We start from the raw sequence: 18,150 nt of genomic DNA on the forward strand, positions 1-18,150 counted from the left end.
TCTGAGCTCGCGGTTGGGTGCCCACAAACAGGGAGGGCATTCGCGGCACAATAGTCTTATGAACAAGGCATTTACGCGCGAGAGTGACTCTCAGGACGATGACGACGACGAAGTGGGCTTGCCCGCTGTTCCTGCAGGTGCCCGCAACTACATGACGCCGCAAGGGTACGCGCGCCTGAGGGCGGAGTTCATGACCTTGCTGGACGACGAGCGCCCCAAGATCGTGGAGATTGTTTCCTGGGCGGCCAAGAATGGCGACCGTTCGGAGAATGGCGACTACCTCTATGGCAAGAAGCGTTTGCGGGAGATTGACCGCCGGCTGCGCTTTCTCACCAAGCGGCTGGATATTGCGGAGGTGGCGGATCCTAGCGCCCATTTTGGCAGTGACCAGATCTTTTTTGGCGCCACGGTCACCTACGCCAACGCCCGGGGTGAGGAACGCACCATCACCATCAAGGGCATTGATGAGTCCAACAGCCTAGCGGGTGAGGTGAGCTGGGTATCGCCCATTGCCCGGGTCTTGCTGAAGGCCCGGGAGGGCGATGAACTTCAACTCTTGACGCCGGGAGGCGTGGAGCAGATTGAGGTGGTGGAAGTGCGCTACCCGGCGCCCAAGGCGGCCGGCGCGGCGTGACACCTGCTTGATTGCTGACCGGTCATTTCCCGGTCATGTTTAAGCCCGCTTTATTGACTGATTTCGGGTTGATTCCAGACTGGCTTCCGGTTTGTTGACGCGGTCCACTTTTCGCCTTAGTGGGCGTAGCGCCGTCTGCGCTATCGCATTTAGCAGCTTGCTTCATGCATTGCAATCGATTTCCATAAATACGGGTTTACTATTGTTTGCAATCGATTGCAATTTTGATTTTTCAGTTTCACAATAGCGCCACGGTTGACGCCTGCTGCAATGTTTGCCTCCTTCACGGAATATTTGCAGTGCGGACGAGCCGCCACAGAGCACCGAAGTTCCAAAGTTGCGATCACCAAGGCTTTTCAGACCTTGCAAGCGGAGACAAACCATGCATACCCCCATTCAACGTGTTCTTTTGAGCGCCACGCCACTCGCCTTGGCCATTTCTCTGGCGTATTCGCCGGCCAACGCGCAAGAAGTGCAGCCGGCGGTTCCGCAGGGCGCTGCCGCCAATTCGGGAGACACACTCAAGCTCGACCAAGTGGTGGTGACTGGCGCGTCCACCCGCGTTACCAAGATGCAGCAAAGCTTGTCGGTCAGCTCCATGGACGCCGAGCAAATCACCAAATCCGGCGCCACCAATGCTGCTGAGTTGCTGCGTTCGGTACCCGGCTTGCGGGCCGAATCAAGCGGCGGCGAGGGCAATGCCAACATCACCGTGCGGGGCGTGCCGCTGTCAGCCGGTGGGTCGCGTTATGTGCAGATGCAGGAAGACGGCTTGCCAGTATTGTTGTTTGGCGATATCGCCTTCGGTACGGCGGACGAGTTTGTTCGCGCCGACATCAATACCGATCGCCTCGAAGTGGTACGCGGTGGGTCGGCGTCGACGCTGGCTTCAAACTCACCGGGCGGTGTCATCAACTTCATCAGCAAGACCGGGAAGGAGCAGGGTGGATCGATCGGCCTGACGGCGGGCCTGGGCAACAAGCTGTGGCGCGTGGACGCCGATTACGGCGGCAGCCTTGGGAACGGGACGAGCTTCCACGTGGGCGCCTTTCAGCGCATTGGCGAGGGCGGCCGTCCGACCGGGCAAGACCTTGAAAAAGGCGGGCAACTCAAGGCCAACATCACGCAAAAGTTCGACGGCGGCTTTGTCCGCGTGAACTTCAAGGCGCTGGACGACAAGACCCCTTCGCTCATGCCGGTACCTGTCACGGTCAGCAACGGCAAGATCAACACCATCGCCGGGATTGATCCCCGCACCGCGTTCTTCATTTCGCCAAGTCTGAATTCCGACAGCACCTACAACAAGGATGGGGGCACCTCGGTGTCTGATCCGCGGGACGGCTTGCGGGTGAAAAGCACGGCCATTGGTTTTGAAGCAGGGCTGGAACTGGGCCAGGGTTTCAATGTGGACGAAAAGTTCCGCACGGCATCCAATTCGGGGCGCTTCATCGCCTTGTTCCCGGCCGACAACGGCAGCAACGGCACTGCGAAGTTTTTCACCGGCACCTTGTTCAACACCTCGTTGGACAATATGAACAACACCTTCAACGACTTGAAGGTGAGCAAGGTCATCAAGGGTGATGACATCAAGACCACCTTGGTGGGCGGCTTGTTCTATGGCAAGCAGACAGTGGCGCAAACCTGGTTCTGGAATCAGTACAACATCACCATGAGCGGCGAAAACTCGCATGTGGTGGACGCCAACGGCAACGCGTCGTCAGCGCCGGTCGCGCAAGGGTGGTCAACCTGGGGTGGCTGCTGCACCCGCACCTTCAATGTGGATTACACCGAAACCTCACCCTACGCCGCCGCTACAGTCGAGGTGGGCAAGCTGATCATCGACGGCAGCTTGCGCCGTGACGAACAAAAGGCCAAGGGCTACACCTTCAGCGGCGACAACACCAACAAGGTTTGGGATGCGGCCAGCAAGAAGTTGGTGGACTACAAGGTTTCACATACTTCCTATTCGCTGGGCGGCAACTACACGCTCAACAAAGATCTGGCGGCTTTTGCACGCGAGAGCAACGGCGTGGCCTTCAGCGCTGACCGGTTGCTGTATGGCAATCCGCTGGACGGCTCGGTGCCCATCAGCATCAACGAGATTGATCAGGTGGAAGGCGGCCTCAAATGGCGGGGCCAAGGCATGAGTGTGTTTGCCACCCTGTTCAACGCCCGTACCAAAGAAAGCAATTTTGAGGTGACGACGCAGAAATTCACTGCCAACAAGTACGAGGCCAATGGCCTAGAGTTGGAGATGGCCTACCAGATGGGAGAATTCCGCCTAGCGGGCGGCGCGACTTATACGCACGCCCGAATCAAGGACTCCAGCGACGCCACCACGGTGGGCAAGACACCGCGCCGCCAAGCTGATTTTGTGTACCAGATTTCGCCCAGTTACGCCTTTGGCAACCTCGATCTGGGCGCCGCCTTGATCGGCTCAGGCAAGTCCTACGGCGATGATGCCAACACCATCACCATGCCGGCCTATGTGGTGATTAACGCCTTTGCAAACTACCAGTTCAACGACAAGATGCAACTCTCCTTGTCGGCCAACAACCTCTTCAACGCCTTGGCTTACACCGAGATTGAGGGTGATGGGCATGCGGCGCGCGCGTTGACGGGCCGCACCGTTCGGGCGACCCTGAAGTACAGCTTCTGACCTGCGCCGAGGAGACCCACGTGACTGCAATTGAAGGGGGCGTCTGCCTGCTGGGGGAAACCTTGGTGGATGAGTTTCACGACCGGAAGGTTGCGGGCGGGGCGCCCTTCAATGTGGCGCGATCGCTGGCGGCCTTGGTCGCCCCGGCGAAGGTTTTGTTGCTGTCGGCACTCAATTCAGACGATACAGCGGGTCAGTGCATTTTGGCCAGTATGCGTCGATTCCATCTGGATGAAGCGGGCTTACAGCTGACACCGGCATGGCCCAGCGGCCGAGTCAGCGTCAGCGAGCAAGCGGGTGCAGGGAGCCCGGATGATGCAGGTGAGGGCAGCGGGGCCCATGTTTTCACCATTCATGGGCCCGCCGCCTGGGAGCACATTGCGCTGGCGCCCGCGCAGGCCTTGCTTGCCCACACGCGGCCGCGTATTTTTTATTTTGGCAGCCTGGCGCAACGCAGCGAACCCTCACGGCGGAGCGTGCGCGCGCTGGCCGAGCAAGCCCGGGCTCAGGCGGCGCTGTGCTATTTGGACCTGAATCTTCGTCCGGGCAGCAGTGAGCCAGATCTGGCGGCGCAGAGCTTGTCTCGCGCTGATTGGGTCAAGGTCAGCGAAGGCGAGTTGGCGCAGCTGTTCGCATGGTTCGGCCGGGCGAGTGATGCCGAGTTGGACCCTCTCGCGGCACCGATTGAATTGAGTGGCGCGGTGGACGCCTTACAACAGCGCTTTGGTTTGCGCATGCTGGTGTTGACGCGCGGTGCGGCGGGCTACGCTGCCTTCGGCGCAGGGGGGCAGGTCTTGATGGAGGGCGCTGCGGCGCCGGTGCCGCGCTTGGTGGATACGGTTGGCGCGGGCGATGCCTTCTCCGCCATGTTGTTGGCGGCGACCCTGCGTCGCCAAACCCTGGTACAGGCCCTGGCCTTGGCAAATCGCTACGCGGCAGCGCTGTGCGGTGAGCGAGGGCCGATACCGGATGGTGACGCGTTCTTCGCGCCTTGGCGGGCGGCCTTGGCGGAGGAGACCCGTACATGAACACCTCTTCGGCAGTGGCCACGACAACGACAACGACAACGACAACGACAGCGGCAGCGGCAACCGCGTCGGACCCGGCCAAACCGCATTTGAGCTTCTGGCAGATCGTCAACATGAATGTCGGGTTCTTCGGCATTCAGTTCAGCTTTGGTCTGCAACAAAGCAATATGAGCCCCATCTACAAATACCTGGGGGCGGACGAGGCCAGCTTGCCTTTGCTGTGGCTGGCGGGGCCGTTGACGGGCTTGCTAGTGCAGCCCCTCATCGGCGCGATGAGCGACCGCACGGTCACGCGGTGGGGGCGCCGCACGCCGTACTTCATGATTGGCGCGCTGCTCTGCAGCTTGGGGCTGTTGCTGATGCCAGGCAGCCCCACGCTGTGGTTTGCCGCTGGATTGTTGTGGATTCTGGATGCCGCCAACAACGTGACCATGGAGCCTTATCGCGCCTATGTCAGCGACCGCCTGAATCCCGCCCAACATGCGCAAGGCTTTCTCACGCAGAGCGCGTTTACCGGGCTGGCGCAGACACTGGCCTACCTCACGCCGTCTCTCATGGTGTGGCTGGGCATGGATCGTGACGCCGTCAACGGCAGCCATATTCCGCAGACCACGGTGGTGGCCTTCATGGTCGGTGCGGTTTTTTCTTTCACCACGGTGTGGTGGTCGGTGCGGCGTGTGCCTGAACTGCCGCTGAGTACCGATGAGTTGCAGCGTTTGGCGCAGTTGCCACGTGGCTTGGGGTCGACCTGGCGGGAGATTGTCGGCGCCATCAAAGACATGCCGCCCACCATGCGCCAGTTGTGGTGGATGAAACTGTTTCAGTGGTACGGCATGATGTGCTACTGGATCTACATCGTGCCAGCACTGGCGCAAACGATCTTTGGCAGCAGCGACGCCACCTCAAGCGGTTTTCGTGAGGCCGGTTTGTTGAATGGGCAGATCGGGGGCTTCTATAACTTCGTCGCCTTCTTCGCGGCCTTTGCGCTGCTGCCCTTCACCCGCCGCTTCGGTGCGCAGAAGGTTCACGCGCTTTGCCTGACGCTGGCCGGCGTGGGCCTGTGGGCCGTCCCCGAGATCAGCAACCGCTGGCTGCTTTTTGTCCCCATGGTGGGCATGGGGCTGGCTTGGGCCAGCATCATGGGCAACCCCTATGTGCTTTTGGCGGGCAGCATTCCGCCGCAGCGGGCGGGCGTGTACATGGGCATTTTCAATATGTTCATCGTCATCCCGATGCTGATCCAGATGTTGACGTTGCCGCTGATCTACAACAGCTGGCTCGGCGGGCAACCCGCAAACGTCATCCGCCTCGCCGGTGGCCTGTTGCTGCTTGCCGCTGTGGCGGTGCTGCGCGTTAAAACCGCGCCCTCGGCTTCTACGCCGGTTGATGCCGGTTGATGCCCGCTGAACGCACCGGCTCCCAAATTTCGCCCCGTCCTTTCGCCTGAATTGCTCTGCCATGAAGAACCAAGTACAACTCATTACCTATGTCGACCGGATGGGCGGCGGCGACATCGCCAGCCTGCGCCAATGGCTCAAAGGCCCCATGCAGGGCGTGTTTGGTGGCGTTCATCTGCTGCCATTTTTCTACCCTATTGATGGTGCGGACGCTGGCTTCGATCCGATTGATCACACGCAGGTGGACCCTCGGCTCGGCGATTGGTCCGACATTCTGGCGCTCAGCCAAGACACGGAGGTGATGGCCGATGTCATCGTCAATCACGTGTCTGCGGACTCGCCGCAATTTCTGGACTATTCGGAGCGGGGCGATGCGTCGCCCTACGCTGGCATGTTTCTGACCTTGGACGCGGTGTTTCCTGACGGCGCCAATGAGCGGAGTTTGCTGAAGGTCTATCGCCCAAGGCCAGGGCTGCCGCTGCATTGCGTGCAGCTCAAAAATGGCCAGAAAAAAATTCTCTGGACCACCTTCACGCCCAAGCAGTTGGACATCGACGTGCAGCACCCGGAAGGGCGAGCCTATCTGGACAGCATCTTGCAGCGCTTTGCGGCGTCAGGCATTCGCATGGTGCGCCTGGATGCTGCGGGTTATGCCATCAAAAAAGCGGGCGACAACTGCTTCATGATGCCCGAGACCTTCGACTTCATCGCCGAATTTGCCGGGCGCGCCAAGGCGCTGGGCATTGAGGTGCTGGTGGAAATTCATTCTTATTTCCAAAGGCAGATCGAGATCGCGCGGCAGGTCGACTGGGTGTACGACTTCGCCTTGCCGCCGCTGGCGCTGCATGCCTTCTTCTTCAAGACCGCCGAACCCTTGAAGCGCTGGATTGCGCAGCGGCCCTGCAATGCCCTGACCGTGCTGGACACGCATGACGGTATTGGCATCATCGACATTGGTGCCGATGGCGCGGATCGGGTCGGTTCACCCGGTCTGGTGCCACCCGCGGAGTTGGATGCCCTGGTGGAGCGTATTCACAGCCTGAGCCAAGGGCAGAGCCGCCAAGCCACGGGCGCTGCGGCCTCCAATCTGGATCTGTATCAGGTCAATTGCACTTTCTACGACGCCCTGGGCCGCGATGATTGCCGCTATCTGCTGGCGCGGGCCTTGCAGTTCTTTCTGCCCGGTGTGCCCCAGGTCTATTACGTGGGCTTGTTGGCCGGGCATAACGACATGGAACTGCTGTCCCGCACAGGCGTCGGGCGCGACATCAACCGACATCGCTACGACGCGGCTGAAGTCGAGTTGGCGCTGCGGCGCCCGGTGGTGCAGTCCTTGGTCCAGTTGATTCGCCTGCGCAACGCGCATCCTGCGTTTACTGGCACCTTCGAATTGTTGCCCTCAAGCGCACAAGCCTTGCACATGCGCTGGCGCACCGGCATACATGAGGCACGTTTGAGCGTGGATTTTGAGACGCTGGCACATGAGCTTTTCTTCAGCGGGAATGGTGAGGCTGGCGTTGAGGGCGCTGGTCGGTTGATCCGCTATCCGCAATAGTCGTCGTGATGCTCAGGTCGGCGTCAGCTTTGACGTCAACAATCGCGCATCGAAATTGACTTGCGAGATACGCACCATGTGGAAATTATTCGTCGGCTTCATCCTCTTCGCAGCGCTGGCGCTCTTCATCTTGAGCAAGAGCGGCGGCAGCATCGACATGGGCGGAGAAAAGCATGATGTGGCCGCACAACACACCGACGCCCCGGCCTCCGCGGCCAGCGAAGCTGCTCCGGTGGACGGCGCTGCGTCGGCAGCCCCTGCAGCCTCAGCGGCTTCCATGTAAGTCCCAAGAGACCCGAAATGAACAAAGGGCCGATGCCATTGCCGTACCGACCCTTTGTTATTTCGAAGCGCTGAAAGCGCTCAGAAACGATAGTTCACGCCCACCGTCCAGGTGTCGAGCGTCTTGTCGTACAGCCCGGCGGTAGGGGCGTTGTTGTAACGGGTTACTTCGGTGCGCAGCGACCAGTTTTTATCCAAAGCGTAGTCGGCGCCCAAACCTACTTTGAGGCCAGTGGAGTTGCCGCCGTCGATGGTGCTCAGGCCTTTGAAGTCGCGATCCAGATGCGCAACACCCAGGCGCCCGAAGAGGCTGAACTGGTCGTTGACAGGCAGGCGCCCGATGGCATCCAGCGAAATCACGGTGGTTTTGGCCTCGGTGTCGCCGATCTTGTGCTTGCCCAGTGCGTTGAGGCTCAGTTCCGTGCCGAAATATTGATTGAACTGGTAGCCGCCGTGGATGCCGTAGCTGGTGTCACGCTTTTCCAGGCTGGGGGCCGGAGATTGGGCGCTGCTCAGGTCGGTGTTTGAGCGACCGATTTCGCCGCCAACGTAATAGCCGGTATCGGCTCGACGGGGCTCATCTGCGGATGCCGCCGTGACCATGGCCGCCAGCGTTGTGAACGCCAGCACAGTGACAGAGTTTGTTTTTTTGAAGTTCATGACTAATGCATTCCTTGAACGGTTCACCAGAAATTTGGCTTCGCCCTAAACGGCCTGAAAAGCAGTTTTGTGACGATGTCTTCATTGTGGTGATGGTGTCCGGAATACTCGGTACAAACCCTGTATTGCGAGTGTGACCTCTTTTGACGTTGAGTAAATTTCTACAAAGTGCTGTCGGTGGCCTCGGTGGCGCGCTGCGGCGCAATACACGGCATGCGAATCACCATGCTGGAGCCCTGGCCGGGGCTGCTGATGACTTCGATCTGGCCGCCCAGCACGTGGGTGACGAGGTTGTGCACGATGTGCATGCCCAGGCCCGACCCGCCGGTGCCCAATTTGGTGGTGAAGAAGGGGTCGAAAATCCGCCGGCGCACGGCTTCGTCCATGCCGCCGCCGTCGTCGGTGACAGTCAACTCCGCTTCGCCAGGGCTCAGGCGCCGGCATTGCAGGGTCAGCACGCCATGGTCTCTACCGTCAAAGCCGTGCACGAGCGCGTTGATCATCAGATTGGTCAGCACCTGGCCCAGTGAGCCGGGGTAGCTGTTCATCAAAATGTCGGGGCTCAAATCGATTTGCAACTTGTAGGGGGTGTGCTTGAAGCTGGGCTCCACCATCACCAGCACGTCTTCCACCACTTTGGCGAGGTCGAAGTCCCGGCGCAGGTCTGAGGTTTGGTCGATCGCCACTTGTTTGAATTCGCGCACCAAATCCGCCGCCTTCTGTACGTTGCGCTGCAGAATGTCTTGGCCTCGGCGGGCGTCACGCACCAATTCTTCGAGCACACTGCGGCGCATGGGCGTGTTGTTGGCGAGCATGTCTTCCATGCGGCGGAAGCGGTCCTCCAGCGAGGACACCACGGTCAGCGAATTACCCAGCGGTGTGTTCAATTCGTGGGCTACGCCAGCCACCAAACGACCCAGAGAGGCCAATTTTTCGGACTCCACCAATTCGTGCTGGGCGGTGCGCAGGTGCCCAAGCGCTTGACGGAGGTCTTCGTTGCTGTGGGTCAACTCGAGCGTGCGTTGTTTGACTTGATCTTCCAGTGTGCTGGCATGCTGGCGCAAGGATTCGAAGGCGTGCAGAAGCGATTGGCGCATGCGCTCCATCGCCAGGCCGACGCGGGCAATCTCATCGCTGCCGCCTAAGCGGAGCGGTTTGTCGAGTTCACCTGCGGCGAGCGCCTCGGCGGCTTGGGTCAGGCGCGTCATGGGTTTGAGCACCCTGGACTGCATCACGATCAGAATCAGCACCAATGAAAAGGTGAGGGTGGCACCGCTGCGCCACAGGGTTCGCACCATGTCGGCCTGTTTTTCGGCCAGCAGTGGCGCTGCGCTCATTTGCACCGTGACGGTGGCGATTTGGCGGCCGTCTCGAATGACGGGGTGCGATGCTTCAAGTGTCAAGTCTTGCTCACCCGCCGGTTGCGCCCTGCGGTGTTCTTGGAAGGGCACCGGAGTTGATGGTTCCCGCACGACCACGGAGACAAAACGAGGGTCATCGAATTGGGCCTTGATCATCGGCTCCGCCAAATCGGGTGACACCTGCCACACCGGTTCCGCCAAAGAAAGAGCCATCACTTCGGCGCTGCGATTGAGGTCGCGCTTGACGTCTTCAAGCGCCACACGCCGGGTTTTTTGCAGGTCAAACAACAACACCAAGGTGGTCGGCAAGAGCAAGCCCAGCAACAGAGCCAGCACGACAGCAAAGCGCAGAGACGACCGCATGTTCAGGCCTGAAGAGGGTTGCGACCGAAGATGCGGCGGGGCTGTTTTCGGGATGAACTTTGTCTGTGCAGATAGAGCGTCATGGTGAGGCGATAAAGCACATTGCGCGGTGAACGCAGTGTAGGCCCAAGCTGCTTATTTCAGAAGCCGGGCATACCCGCCAGTTGCAAATTCCCTGCCATTGGCCAAGAACTTGTTCTTAACCTAAGCCCTTAATTTGACGGGTTCTTGCGCGTCGTTGCTGTCGGATGTCAGTACGGTGACGCGATTGCGGCCTTGATGTTTGGATGCATAGAGGGCACGGTCAGCTCGGTTGAGAAAATCGTTCGCGCTCTCGCCGGGGGCGAGTTGTGTCACGCCGAAGGAAATGGTGACGTTCTGCTGCTCCTGCGCTTGTTCGCCTCGGCGAATTCGGCCCTTGGCCACGGTGCTGCGCATTTTTTCCGCCAAGCCTTCTGCCTGGTCGAGACTGCTGCGGGGCAGCAGGAGTGCAAATTCTTCGCCCCCGATGCGGGCGGTGATGATGTCGTTGGCGGCGACAGTTTTGAGTGTTTGAGCGACAGCCCGCAGCACCTGGTCGCCAAATCCATGGCCGAAGCTGTCGTTGATTCGCTTGAAGAAGTCAATATCGCCCAGCACCAAGCAGGGCGCGGTGCTGGCGGCGGCCTTGGGGTCATCGGGCTTGTGCGCGCTGTTGGCAAGGCATGTACTCAAGGCCTGATCGAAGGCGCGGCGGTTGGATAGGCCCGTCAACGCATCAACCAACGCTTCATTGCGGGCGTGTCGAACTTCTTGGCGAAGGGCTTCAATCTCGTGCTGACTCTGGCTGAGTTGGCTTTGAAGCGCGCCCACGGCGCCGCGAATTTCGCGACTGCCACTGAGTAGTTCTTGAAGTACGTCGGCTTGTGTCTGTTGGTTGGGGTCACCCAACAATTGTTCGACCCAGGTGTTGAGCGAGTTGTCGAAACGGGCAGTTTCTTGTCCGGCTTCGGCCGCTGAAGCCGCCATGGTGTCGAGCACCCGGGCCAGGCCGTCGCCGACTTTTTGGGCAGTTGCGGCGTCCAGGGATGTCAGTTGGCTGCCAATGTGGTCCTGATAGAGCGCCCAGGTTTGTGCTTCATCCAGCGTGGCGCCGTCGCGGGTGTGCGTCAACACAGCTTGGTGCAAAGCCAGGTTGCGGGCACTAACGAACTCATACCAAACCGCATAGCTGACCGGATGCAGGGCGGCGCGTTGGCGGGTCATTAGGGGCAAGGCAGCGCGCAAGTGTTCGGCACTGCGGGCAAGACTGTCTGTATATCTCATCATCCGATTCCTTCGAGCGCGGTTCGTGTTCGTGGTGTTCGACCTGGCCGCTCCTTGTCAGGGCGCTTGCGGCTGCTGGCGGGCGGCGAGCTTCAAGCGCCCTGTGGGTCGGCGCTTGAAGCGGGGCCACCTCGGCGCCTTTCATGAAGACTTGATGGGCGCCAACCCCTGATGGTTGGGCTATCGGTCATCAGCGCATCCAAAAAAAGTTCAATTTAGGGGGACGAATCGAATCTGGCCTGATATTTGTCAACTATTCCCGCAGTGACTGGCCTTACGGTGTCGACTTGGCAATTTTTCGCGCCAGGCGGCGGCGTGGTTCTTTCCTGGAACTGCGTTGCGGTACTCGCGCATCATCATGACTGTGAATTCCATTGCTCCCGATTTGATGCCTTTGTTTGAGCGTAGCGGCTTGGCGCCCCTCATCATCAAGGGACGGCGCCTGTTGCCGGTGGTGCAGGGCGGCATGGGCGTTGGGGTCAGTGCCCAGCGTCTTGCGGGCAGCGTGGCATCCCTGGGCGGCGTGGGCACGCTGAGTTCGGTCGACTTGCGGCGTCATCACCCTGATTTGATGGCTCGTACCGAAGGGCACAACGCGGGTGACGCGGCCAAGGCATTGATCGATGAAGTGAATCTGATCGCCCTGGAGCGTGAAATCGCTGGCGCGCGTGAACGCAGTGGCGGCATGGGCCTGGTGGCCTTGAATGTGATGCGAGCGGTGACTGAATACGCCTCCTCGATCAAGCGCGCCTTGGAGCACGGTGTCGATGCGATCGTTGTTGGTGCGGGCTTGCCCTTGGATTTGCCTGACTTGGCGGTTGATCACCCGAATGTTGCACTGATTCCCATCTTGAGCGATGCGCGGGGCGTGCAACTCATCGTGCGCAAATGGGAGCGCAAGAACCGCTTGCCCGATGCCATCGTGATTGAACACCCCCGCTTGGCAGGCGGCCATCTGGGTGCGGCCAAGGTGGACGATTTGAATGACCCCCGCTTTGATTTCGAGCGGGTGATCCCTGAATGCTTGGCGTACTTCGAGAAAGCAGGCATCGCGGGCAAGATCCCTTTGATCGTGGCCGGTGGTGTGCGCAGCTTTGAAGACATTCAACGCCTGCAGGCACTGGGCGCGGCGGGCGTGCAACTGGGCACGCCGTTCGCCGTGACCACCGATTGCGATGCGCACGCGGAATTCAAGCGCGTTCTGGCCGAAGCCAGCGATGAGGATCTGGTGGAGTTCACCAGCGTTGCCGGGCTGCCCGCGCGGGCGGTCGGCACCCCCTGGTTGCGCAACTACCTGCGCGCCGCACCCAAGCTGCAGGCCGTGGCGCAAGTCAAGAGCCGCTGCACCAAGGCGTTTGACTGCTTGGCGCAATGCGGCTTGCGCGATGGCTTGAAGGATTGGGGCCAGTTTTGCATCGACAACCAATTGGCTGCCGCCCTGCGCGGCGACACTCACAAGGGGTTGTTCTTCCGTGGCGCGGGTGCGTTGCCATTTGGCAAGGAAATCCGCTCGGCACGTGAATTGATGATGCGTTTGCTGGGCGCACCCTTGCAGCCTTACACAGCCTGAGTTGCCCATTCGGCAAGCGTAAGGACAGGGGCTTGAAAGCCCGGGCTCTTAAAATGCCCGGACATGACTGCACACGCCCTGCCTAAAGTTTCGTCCAAGCCCATCTGGCCGGGTTTGTTGTTGGCCTCATTGGGCGCTGTTGCCTTCTCGGGCAAGGTCATCATCGTGAAGCTGGCCTATCGCTACGGCGTTGACGCAGTCACCTTGATCATGTTGCGCATGTTGTTTGCGCTACCGCTGTTTGTTGTGCTGGCCTGGTGGGCAGGGCGTGGCCAACCGGCGCTGACCCGCCGAGACGGCTGGGTGATTCTGGGCCTGGGTTTTTCGGGCTACTACTTGGCGAGCTTTCTTGATTTTGCGGGTCTGGCCTATGTCTCCGCCAGCTTTGAGCGCCTGATCCTGTACCTCAACCCCACCCTGGTGCTCTTGCTCGGTTGGGTGTTTTTCAAACGCCGGGTCAGCACGCGGCAGTTGGTGGCTTTGGCTGTGAGTTATTCAGGCGTGCTGCTGGTGTTTGGCCAGGAGTTGCATGTCCAGGGCAGCCATGTCTGGCTGGGTGCGGGGCTGGTGTTTGGCAGCGCTGTCAGCTATGCGCTGTACCTGCTGTTCAGCGGTGAGGAGGTTCGGCGCTTGGGCGCTTTGCGCCTGACTGGGTTGGCCTCCAGTGTGGCTTGTGTGCTGTGCATTGGGCAGTTCTTGTTGGTACGCGGCACGCACAGCTGGAGCGCGCTGCAGGCGGTGGACCCGCAAGTGATTCGTCTGTCGATCTTGAACGCGACGGCCTGCACATTTGCACCGGTGTTGATGGTCATGATGGCCATCGAACGCGTCGGGGCCACCCTGGCCGCGCAGACCGGCATGATTGGGCCGATGTCTACCATCTTGATGGGCGTGGTGATTTTGGGCGAGCCCTTCACGCCCTGGGTGGCGGCGGGTACCGTGCTGGTGATGGGCGGCGTTTGGCTGCTGACGCGCTGGCGCTGAGATAGAGGCTGGCAAGAGCGCAGGCAAGAATCATGGCCCTGCGCAAGCAAGATTCCTGCGGCCGTGGCAGCATCGTGCGCATTGATTCCATGGGAGCATGTTGCGATGACAAGTACTTGGACCTCTAGCGAAAAGGTCGTGCGTATCGACCAGGTCGGCGGGCCGGAGCAGCTCAAGCTGGTGAGCATTGAAGTGGGCATGCCTGGCCCTGGCGAGGTGCGCATCCGCCACAAGGCGTGTGGCCTCAACTTCATCGACATCTATCACCGCAATGGTGTCTATCCGCTGCCCATGCCGCACAGCCTGGGCATGGAGGGCGCGGGCGTGGTGGAGGCGGTGGGCGAGGGTGTCACCCATCTGGCTGTGGGCGACCGTGCGGCTTATGCCAGCCCGCCGCCCGGCGCATACGCGACCGCTCGGGTGCTGCCCGCCCGTTCGGTTTGCAAGCTACCTGACGACATTTCTTTTGAAACCGGTGCCGCCATGATGCTCAAGGGGCTGACGGCTCAGTACCTGCTGCGCCGCACCTTGCCTCAGGGCGGCTTGCAGGCTGGTGACACGGTCTTGTTTCATGCCGCTGCCGGGGGTGTGGGCTTGATCGCCTGTCAGTGGGCCAAGGCGTTGGGGCTGCAATTGATCGGCACAGCGGGCTCGGACGAGAAGTGCGAGCTGGCCCGGCAAGCCGGCGCGGCCCATGTCATCAACTACCGCAGCGAGCCTGATTTTGCGACCCGCGTGCGTGAAATTACCGAAGGCCGGGGCGTCAAGGTGGTTTACGACTCGGTGGGCGCTGACACCTGGGAGGGCTCTTTGAACAGTCTGGCGCCTTTTGGCCTGATGGTGAGCTTTGGCAACGCGTCGGGCGTTGTGCCGCCGGTCAATCTGGGTACCTTGGCGGCCAAGGGGTCTTTGTATCTGACCCGGCCTACCTTGTTCACCCATCTCGCCACCCGCGAGGCCAGCCAGGCCATGGCCGATGAATTGTTCGCCATGGTGAGCCGTGGCACGCTGAGAATCCCTGTTGAACAGCGCTACCCCTTGGCGGAAGTCGTCCAGGCGCATCGCGACATGGAAGCGCGGACCACCGTGGGCTGCGGCGTGCTGTTAACCTGACGCGAGCTGATATCGCTAGAGGTGGCTTGAATCAAGCCGCGGGGCATCAGGCTTGGGGCGCGGTCTGGGAGGCCGGCGCTGTGGGCCCCGTATTGGCTGCGGCTGCGGTAGGCGCCTCTTCCACGGCCTTGCTCTGGCGGTGCAGCGGCACTTCAAAGCTGAAGCAAGAGCCGGTGCCCGAGAGGCTTTCCACCTGCACCTGACCGCCCATCAGCAAGACCAGGCGCTGCACGATGGTCAGGCCCAGGCCGGTGCCACCAAAGCGGCGGGTGATGCTGCCGTCCGCCTGGGTGAAGGGCTCGAAGATTTTCGAGATTTGCTCGCGGGTCATGCCAATGCCGGTGTCATGCACCGCAAAGCGCAGGCGAAGTTGCGGAGATTCAGGATCGATTTCTTGGCCGTCTTCGTTCAGGTCAAGGCGTTGCACTTCCACCCGTACTTCGCCTTTTTCGGTGAATTTGAGGGCGTTGCCGACCAGATTGACCAGCACCTGGCGCAGCCGCAAGGCGTCCCCCACGGCATGCTGGGGCACACCGGGTTGCACGCGGGCATTGAGCTGAATGCCTTTTTCATGCGCCTGCAGCAGCAGCGGGTGAAGGGCTTCGCGCAGGCAGTCGTGCAGGGAGAAGGGGGCTTGTTCAATCACCACCCGGCCCGACTCGATCTTGGCCACGTCCAGCAAGTCGTTGATGATGACCATCAGCCCCTTGGCCGAGCTGTGGGCCAGCTCGATGAAGCGGCGCTGCTTGTCATTCAGCTCGGTTTGCAGCACCAATTCGGTCAGGCCCAGCACACCATTCATGGGGGTGCGGATCTCGTGGCTCATATTGGCCAGAAAACTGCTTTTGGCCAGGCTGGCCGCCTCAGCGGCTTCGCGGGCGGCCACCAGGGCGGCCTGGCTGGCCTTGAGGTCGGCAATGTCACGGGCGTTGAGCAGCAGCGTTGGCTCGCCCGTCACCGGGTCGCGCATGGGGCGGGCGTTGACCGCGTGCCAGCAGGGGCCTTGCGCGGTCATCAACTCAACCTCGTTGCGGTAGCTTTCATCTGCATGCACTTGGGCGAAGATGGCTTGCGCGTCCGAGGGGTCGACAAAAATGCCGGCAAAGTCGTTGAACACCGCCGCACCTTGGCCGGTGAAGGCCAGCGCGGCCGCGGGGTTGCGCATCAGCACGCTGCCGTCTTTGAGGCTGAAGACGGCAATGCGCACCGAAGTGTGCTGCAGGGCTTCCACGCCACGTAGCAAACCCAGATCGTCGCCACTGGCCAGTGAGTCCGCCGCAAACAGCATGACTTGGCGGCGGTCCGGGGTGCGAATGCCCCGTGACACCAGCATGGCCGTGGTGGGTTGGCCTTTCGGGTAGAGCGTCCATTGCTCGCGAACGATTTTTTCTTGGGCGTGGTCGGCGGCGGTGACGGCCAGGCGCTCGCGCACGGCTTCGGCCGTGTCGGAGTAGTCTTGCGACAGAAACTCTTCGGCGCTGCCGGCCTGCCAGAAGCGCAATGCCGCTGCATTGGCCCACAGATTGCGCTGTCGTTCATGGTCGAACACCCACATGGGCACGTCGAGCCAGTCGTAGTGGGTCAGGCAGGAAAAGTCGAGCATGGCTGTGTGGGCGGCGGTATACAGCGGAGGAGGCAAACGCCGATTGTCTCTTGCCTCACCGAGCTTGGCCGCTGGGGCTGGCCCGCCAAATTCAATTAATTCGGCATGATTTGCTCAACTAACGGGCAATGTCTAACGGGCAATGTCAGCGGAGGCTGTGTTCGTGAGGGCGATGTCTGTGGAAGCGACGGGTCACTCAAGCGCCAGGGGCGTCAACCACTGCTTCGCGGTAAGCGTGCCAACTGGCATGGCCCAGCACAGGCCCCACCACCAGCAGCCCGGCAAAGCCAGGAATCATCGCCAGCACCACGAGGATTGTGATCAGGCTGCCCCACAAAATCATGACGCCGGTTTGGGTCAATACCAGGCGCAAGCTGGTGAGGCCGGCGGTGATGGCATCGGTGTCCCGGTGCAGCAGCATGGGGATGGAGATCACGCAGACGGCGTAGATCAGCCCGGCAAACACGGCACCAACGGCCAGGTAGGCGACAATGAAGCCAAGGTTTTCGAGGTCAAGCAGCTTGGCGATGGAACCTGCAAAGTCTGGCATGCCGTTGAAGCTCACTGCAAACACCACCAAGGCGGAGCGGGCCCACAGCATCTCCAGAATCAACAAGACAAAGCCAAAGATGGCGAGTTGCGATATGCGGCGGCGCCAGGAGGTCAGTGAATCCAGCAACCCCGGCACCTCACCTGCCTCCAAGCGATAGCTCACTTGATACAGGCCCAGGCACATGAAGGGGCCGACCAGCAAAAAGCCTGCAGACAACGCCAGGGTGTACACCGGCGCTGTTTGAAATACCCGAAGCACGGCCCAGCCCATCAAGGTGAAGCACAAGCCGTAGAAGAGGCCGATGGCGGGCGCGCGGCGAAAATCACGCCAACCGGCCTTCAGCCATCGCCAAGGAGCACTCCAGGGCAAGGGCCGCAATTCGATGTCGAAAACGCTGTCGGCGGGGCGGGCTTCCGGTGTGGGAATGGACACCGGAATGGGCTGGGATGGGGCGGGAGTATCGTGGGGCGTCATGCCCTCAGCTTAGGGCAGGCCCGGGCGCACAGAAAGCGGGGTTTTCAGCAGGCAAGCCTGATGGAAAACCCGCTCTGTTGGCGAAGCCGCCTGGGCAATTAGCTGCGGCGCACCCGGCGTAATTCGTCCCAAATCAGCAGCGCCGCACCGACGGTGATGCCGCTGTCAGCGATGTTGAACGCCGGGAAGTAGTACGCATTGCGCCAATGCACCTGAATGAAGTCGACCACATAGCCGTGCAGCAGGCGGTCAATCACATTGCCGATGGCGCCGCCCAAGATCAGGCTCAGCGCCGTGGCAAACAGGGTTTGATGGCCGTGACGGCGCAGCATCCAGACAATGACGCCCGTGGCCACAACCCCCAGCCCGACAAAGAACCAACGCTGCCAGCCGCCCGCGTCATGCAGAAAACTGAAGGCCGCGCCCAGGTTGTGCACCCGCACCACGTTGAAGAAGCTGGTGACATAGCGGCTGTCTCCCAGTTGAAAGGTGCCAACGATCAGCACCTTGGTGAACTGGTCCAGCAAAATGACGATCAGTGCCAAAGCCAGCCAGCGGTTCAGGCTGATCTGCTGGCTTGAACCGCCCCCCGATTTTCTTGTTGCCATG

At 60.8% G+C, this 18,150-nt stretch carries 15 protein-coding genes; 9 read left to right on the forward strand and 6 right to left on the reverse strand.

Going from position 1 to position 18,150, the window contains the following annotated elements:
• Positions 1–58: 58 nt before the first annotated feature.
• The 6 genes from greB to PRZ01_RS17970 all read left to right on the forward strand — a co-directional run bounded on the left by greB (position 59) and on the right by PRZ01_RS17970 (position 7,556).
• Positions 59–634: a transcription elongation factor GreB gene (gene greB / locus PRZ01_RS17945; RefSeq protein ID WP_273598218.1), complete on the forward strand. Its 576-nt coding sequence runs from the start codon at positions 59–61 to the stop codon at positions 632–634.
• A 382-nt stretch (positions 635–1,016) separates the two neighbouring features.
• Positions 1,017–3,293 (forward strand): TonB-dependent siderophore receptor, encoded by a 2,277-nt coding sequence (locus tag PRZ01_RS17950; RefSeq protein WP_273598219.1) that lies wholly within the window; start codon positions 1,017–1,019, stop codon positions 3,291–3,293.
• A 20-nt stretch (positions 3,294–3,313) separates the two neighbouring features.
• A complete protein-coding gene (locus tag PRZ01_RS17955; protein WP_273598220.1) occupies positions 3,314–4,321 on the forward strand; it encodes a PfkB family carbohydrate kinase in 1,008 nt (335 codons plus the stop codon).
• Positions 4,318–5,718, forward strand: coding sequence for an MFS transporter (locus PRZ01_RS17960; protein ID WP_273598221.1), 1,401 nt, complete (start codon positions 4,318–4,320; stop codon positions 5,716–5,718). Before PRZ01_RS17955 ends, PRZ01_RS17960 begins: the two co-directional genes overlap by 4 nt.
• Before the next feature lie 61 nt (positions 5,719–5,779).
• A complete protein-coding gene (gtfA, locus tag PRZ01_RS17965) occupies positions 5,780–7,273 on the forward strand; it encodes a sucrose phosphorylase (RefSeq protein ID WP_273598222.1) in 1,494 nt (497 codons plus the stop codon).
• A gap of 76 nt (positions 7,274–7,349) precedes the next feature.
• Positions 7,350–7,556 (forward strand): hypothetical protein, encoded by a 207-nt coding sequence (locus PRZ01_RS17970; protein WP_273598223.1) that lies wholly within the window; start codon positions 7,350–7,352, stop codon positions 7,554–7,556.
• A gap of 80 nt (positions 7,557–7,636) precedes the next feature.
• Here the strand turns inward: PRZ01_RS17970 and PRZ01_RS17975 are convergent, their stop codons facing one another.
• The 3 genes from PRZ01_RS17975 to PRZ01_RS17985 form a co-directional block, all read right to left on the reverse strand.
• Entirely contained in the window at positions 7,637–8,215 is a 579-nt protein-coding gene (locus PRZ01_RS17975; protein ID WP_273598224.1) for a porin family protein, read from the reverse strand.
• 161 nt (positions 8,216–8,376) lie between these two features.
• Positions 8,377–9,939 (reverse strand): sensor histidine kinase, encoded by a 1,563-nt coding sequence (locus PRZ01_RS17980; RefSeq protein WP_273598225.1) that lies wholly within the window; start codon positions 9,937–9,939, stop codon positions 8,377–8,379.
• Positions 9,940–10,143: 204 nt separating this feature from the next.
• A complete protein-coding gene (locus tag PRZ01_RS17985) occupies positions 10,144–11,244 on the reverse strand; it encodes a GGDEF domain-containing protein (protein ID WP_273598226.1) in 1,101 nt (366 codons plus the stop codon).
• Between the two features lie 388 nt (positions 11,245–11,632).
• On the opposite strand from PRZ01_RS17985, the gene PRZ01_RS17990 reads away from it, so the two are divergent.
• From PRZ01_RS17990 to PRZ01_RS18000, 3 genes are all read left to right on the forward strand, one after another.
• Positions 11,633–12,814 (forward strand): NAD(P)H-dependent flavin oxidoreductase, encoded by a 1,182-nt coding sequence (locus PRZ01_RS17990; RefSeq protein WP_273598242.1) that lies wholly within the window; start codon positions 11,633–11,635, stop codon positions 12,812–12,814.
• 63 nt (positions 12,815–12,877) lie between these two features.
• Positions 12,878–13,798, forward strand: a complete 921-nt coding sequence (locus PRZ01_RS17995; RefSeq protein ID WP_273598227.1) for a DMT family transporter — start codon at positions 12,878–12,880, stop codon at positions 13,796–13,798.
• A gap of 105 nt (positions 13,799–13,903) precedes the next feature.
• The gene (locus tag PRZ01_RS18000) at positions 13,904–14,911 is read left to right on the forward strand and encodes a quinone oxidoreductase family protein (RefSeq protein ID WP_273598228.1); all 1,008 of its coding nucleotides are present in this window, start codon (positions 13,904–13,906) and stop codon (positions 14,909–14,911) included.
• Between the two features lie 46 nt (positions 14,912–14,957).
• On the opposite strand, the gene PRZ01_RS18005 is transcribed toward PRZ01_RS18000, so the two are convergent.
• From PRZ01_RS18005 to lspA, 3 genes are all read right to left on the reverse strand, one after another.
• Complete coding sequence (locus PRZ01_RS18005) at positions 14,958–16,514, reverse strand: hybrid sensor histidine kinase/response regulator (RefSeq protein WP_273598229.1); 1,557 nt, start codon at positions 16,512–16,514, stop codon at positions 14,958–14,960.
• Between the two features lie 196 nt (positions 16,515–16,710).
• Positions 16,711–17,541 carry a DUF2189 domain-containing protein gene (locus PRZ01_RS18010; protein ID WP_273598230.1) on the reverse strand — a complete coding sequence of 277 codons (831 nt, stop codon included), beginning with the start codon at positions 17,539–17,541 and terminating at the stop codon, positions 16,711–16,713.
• A gap of 98 nt (positions 17,542–17,639) precedes the next feature.
• Positions 17,640–18,149 carry a signal peptidase II gene (lspA, locus tag PRZ01_RS18015; RefSeq protein WP_273598231.1) on the reverse strand — a complete coding sequence of 170 codons (510 nt, stop codon included), beginning with the start codon at positions 18,147–18,149 and terminating at the stop codon, positions 17,640–17,642.
• Position 18,150 lies beyond the last annotated feature (1 nt).

This window comes from Roseateles koreensis (assembly GCF_028595305.1).
Lineage (GTDB): Bacteria > Pseudomonadota > Gammaproteobacteria > Burkholderiales > Burkholderiaceae_C > Paucibacter_A > Paucibacter_A koreensis.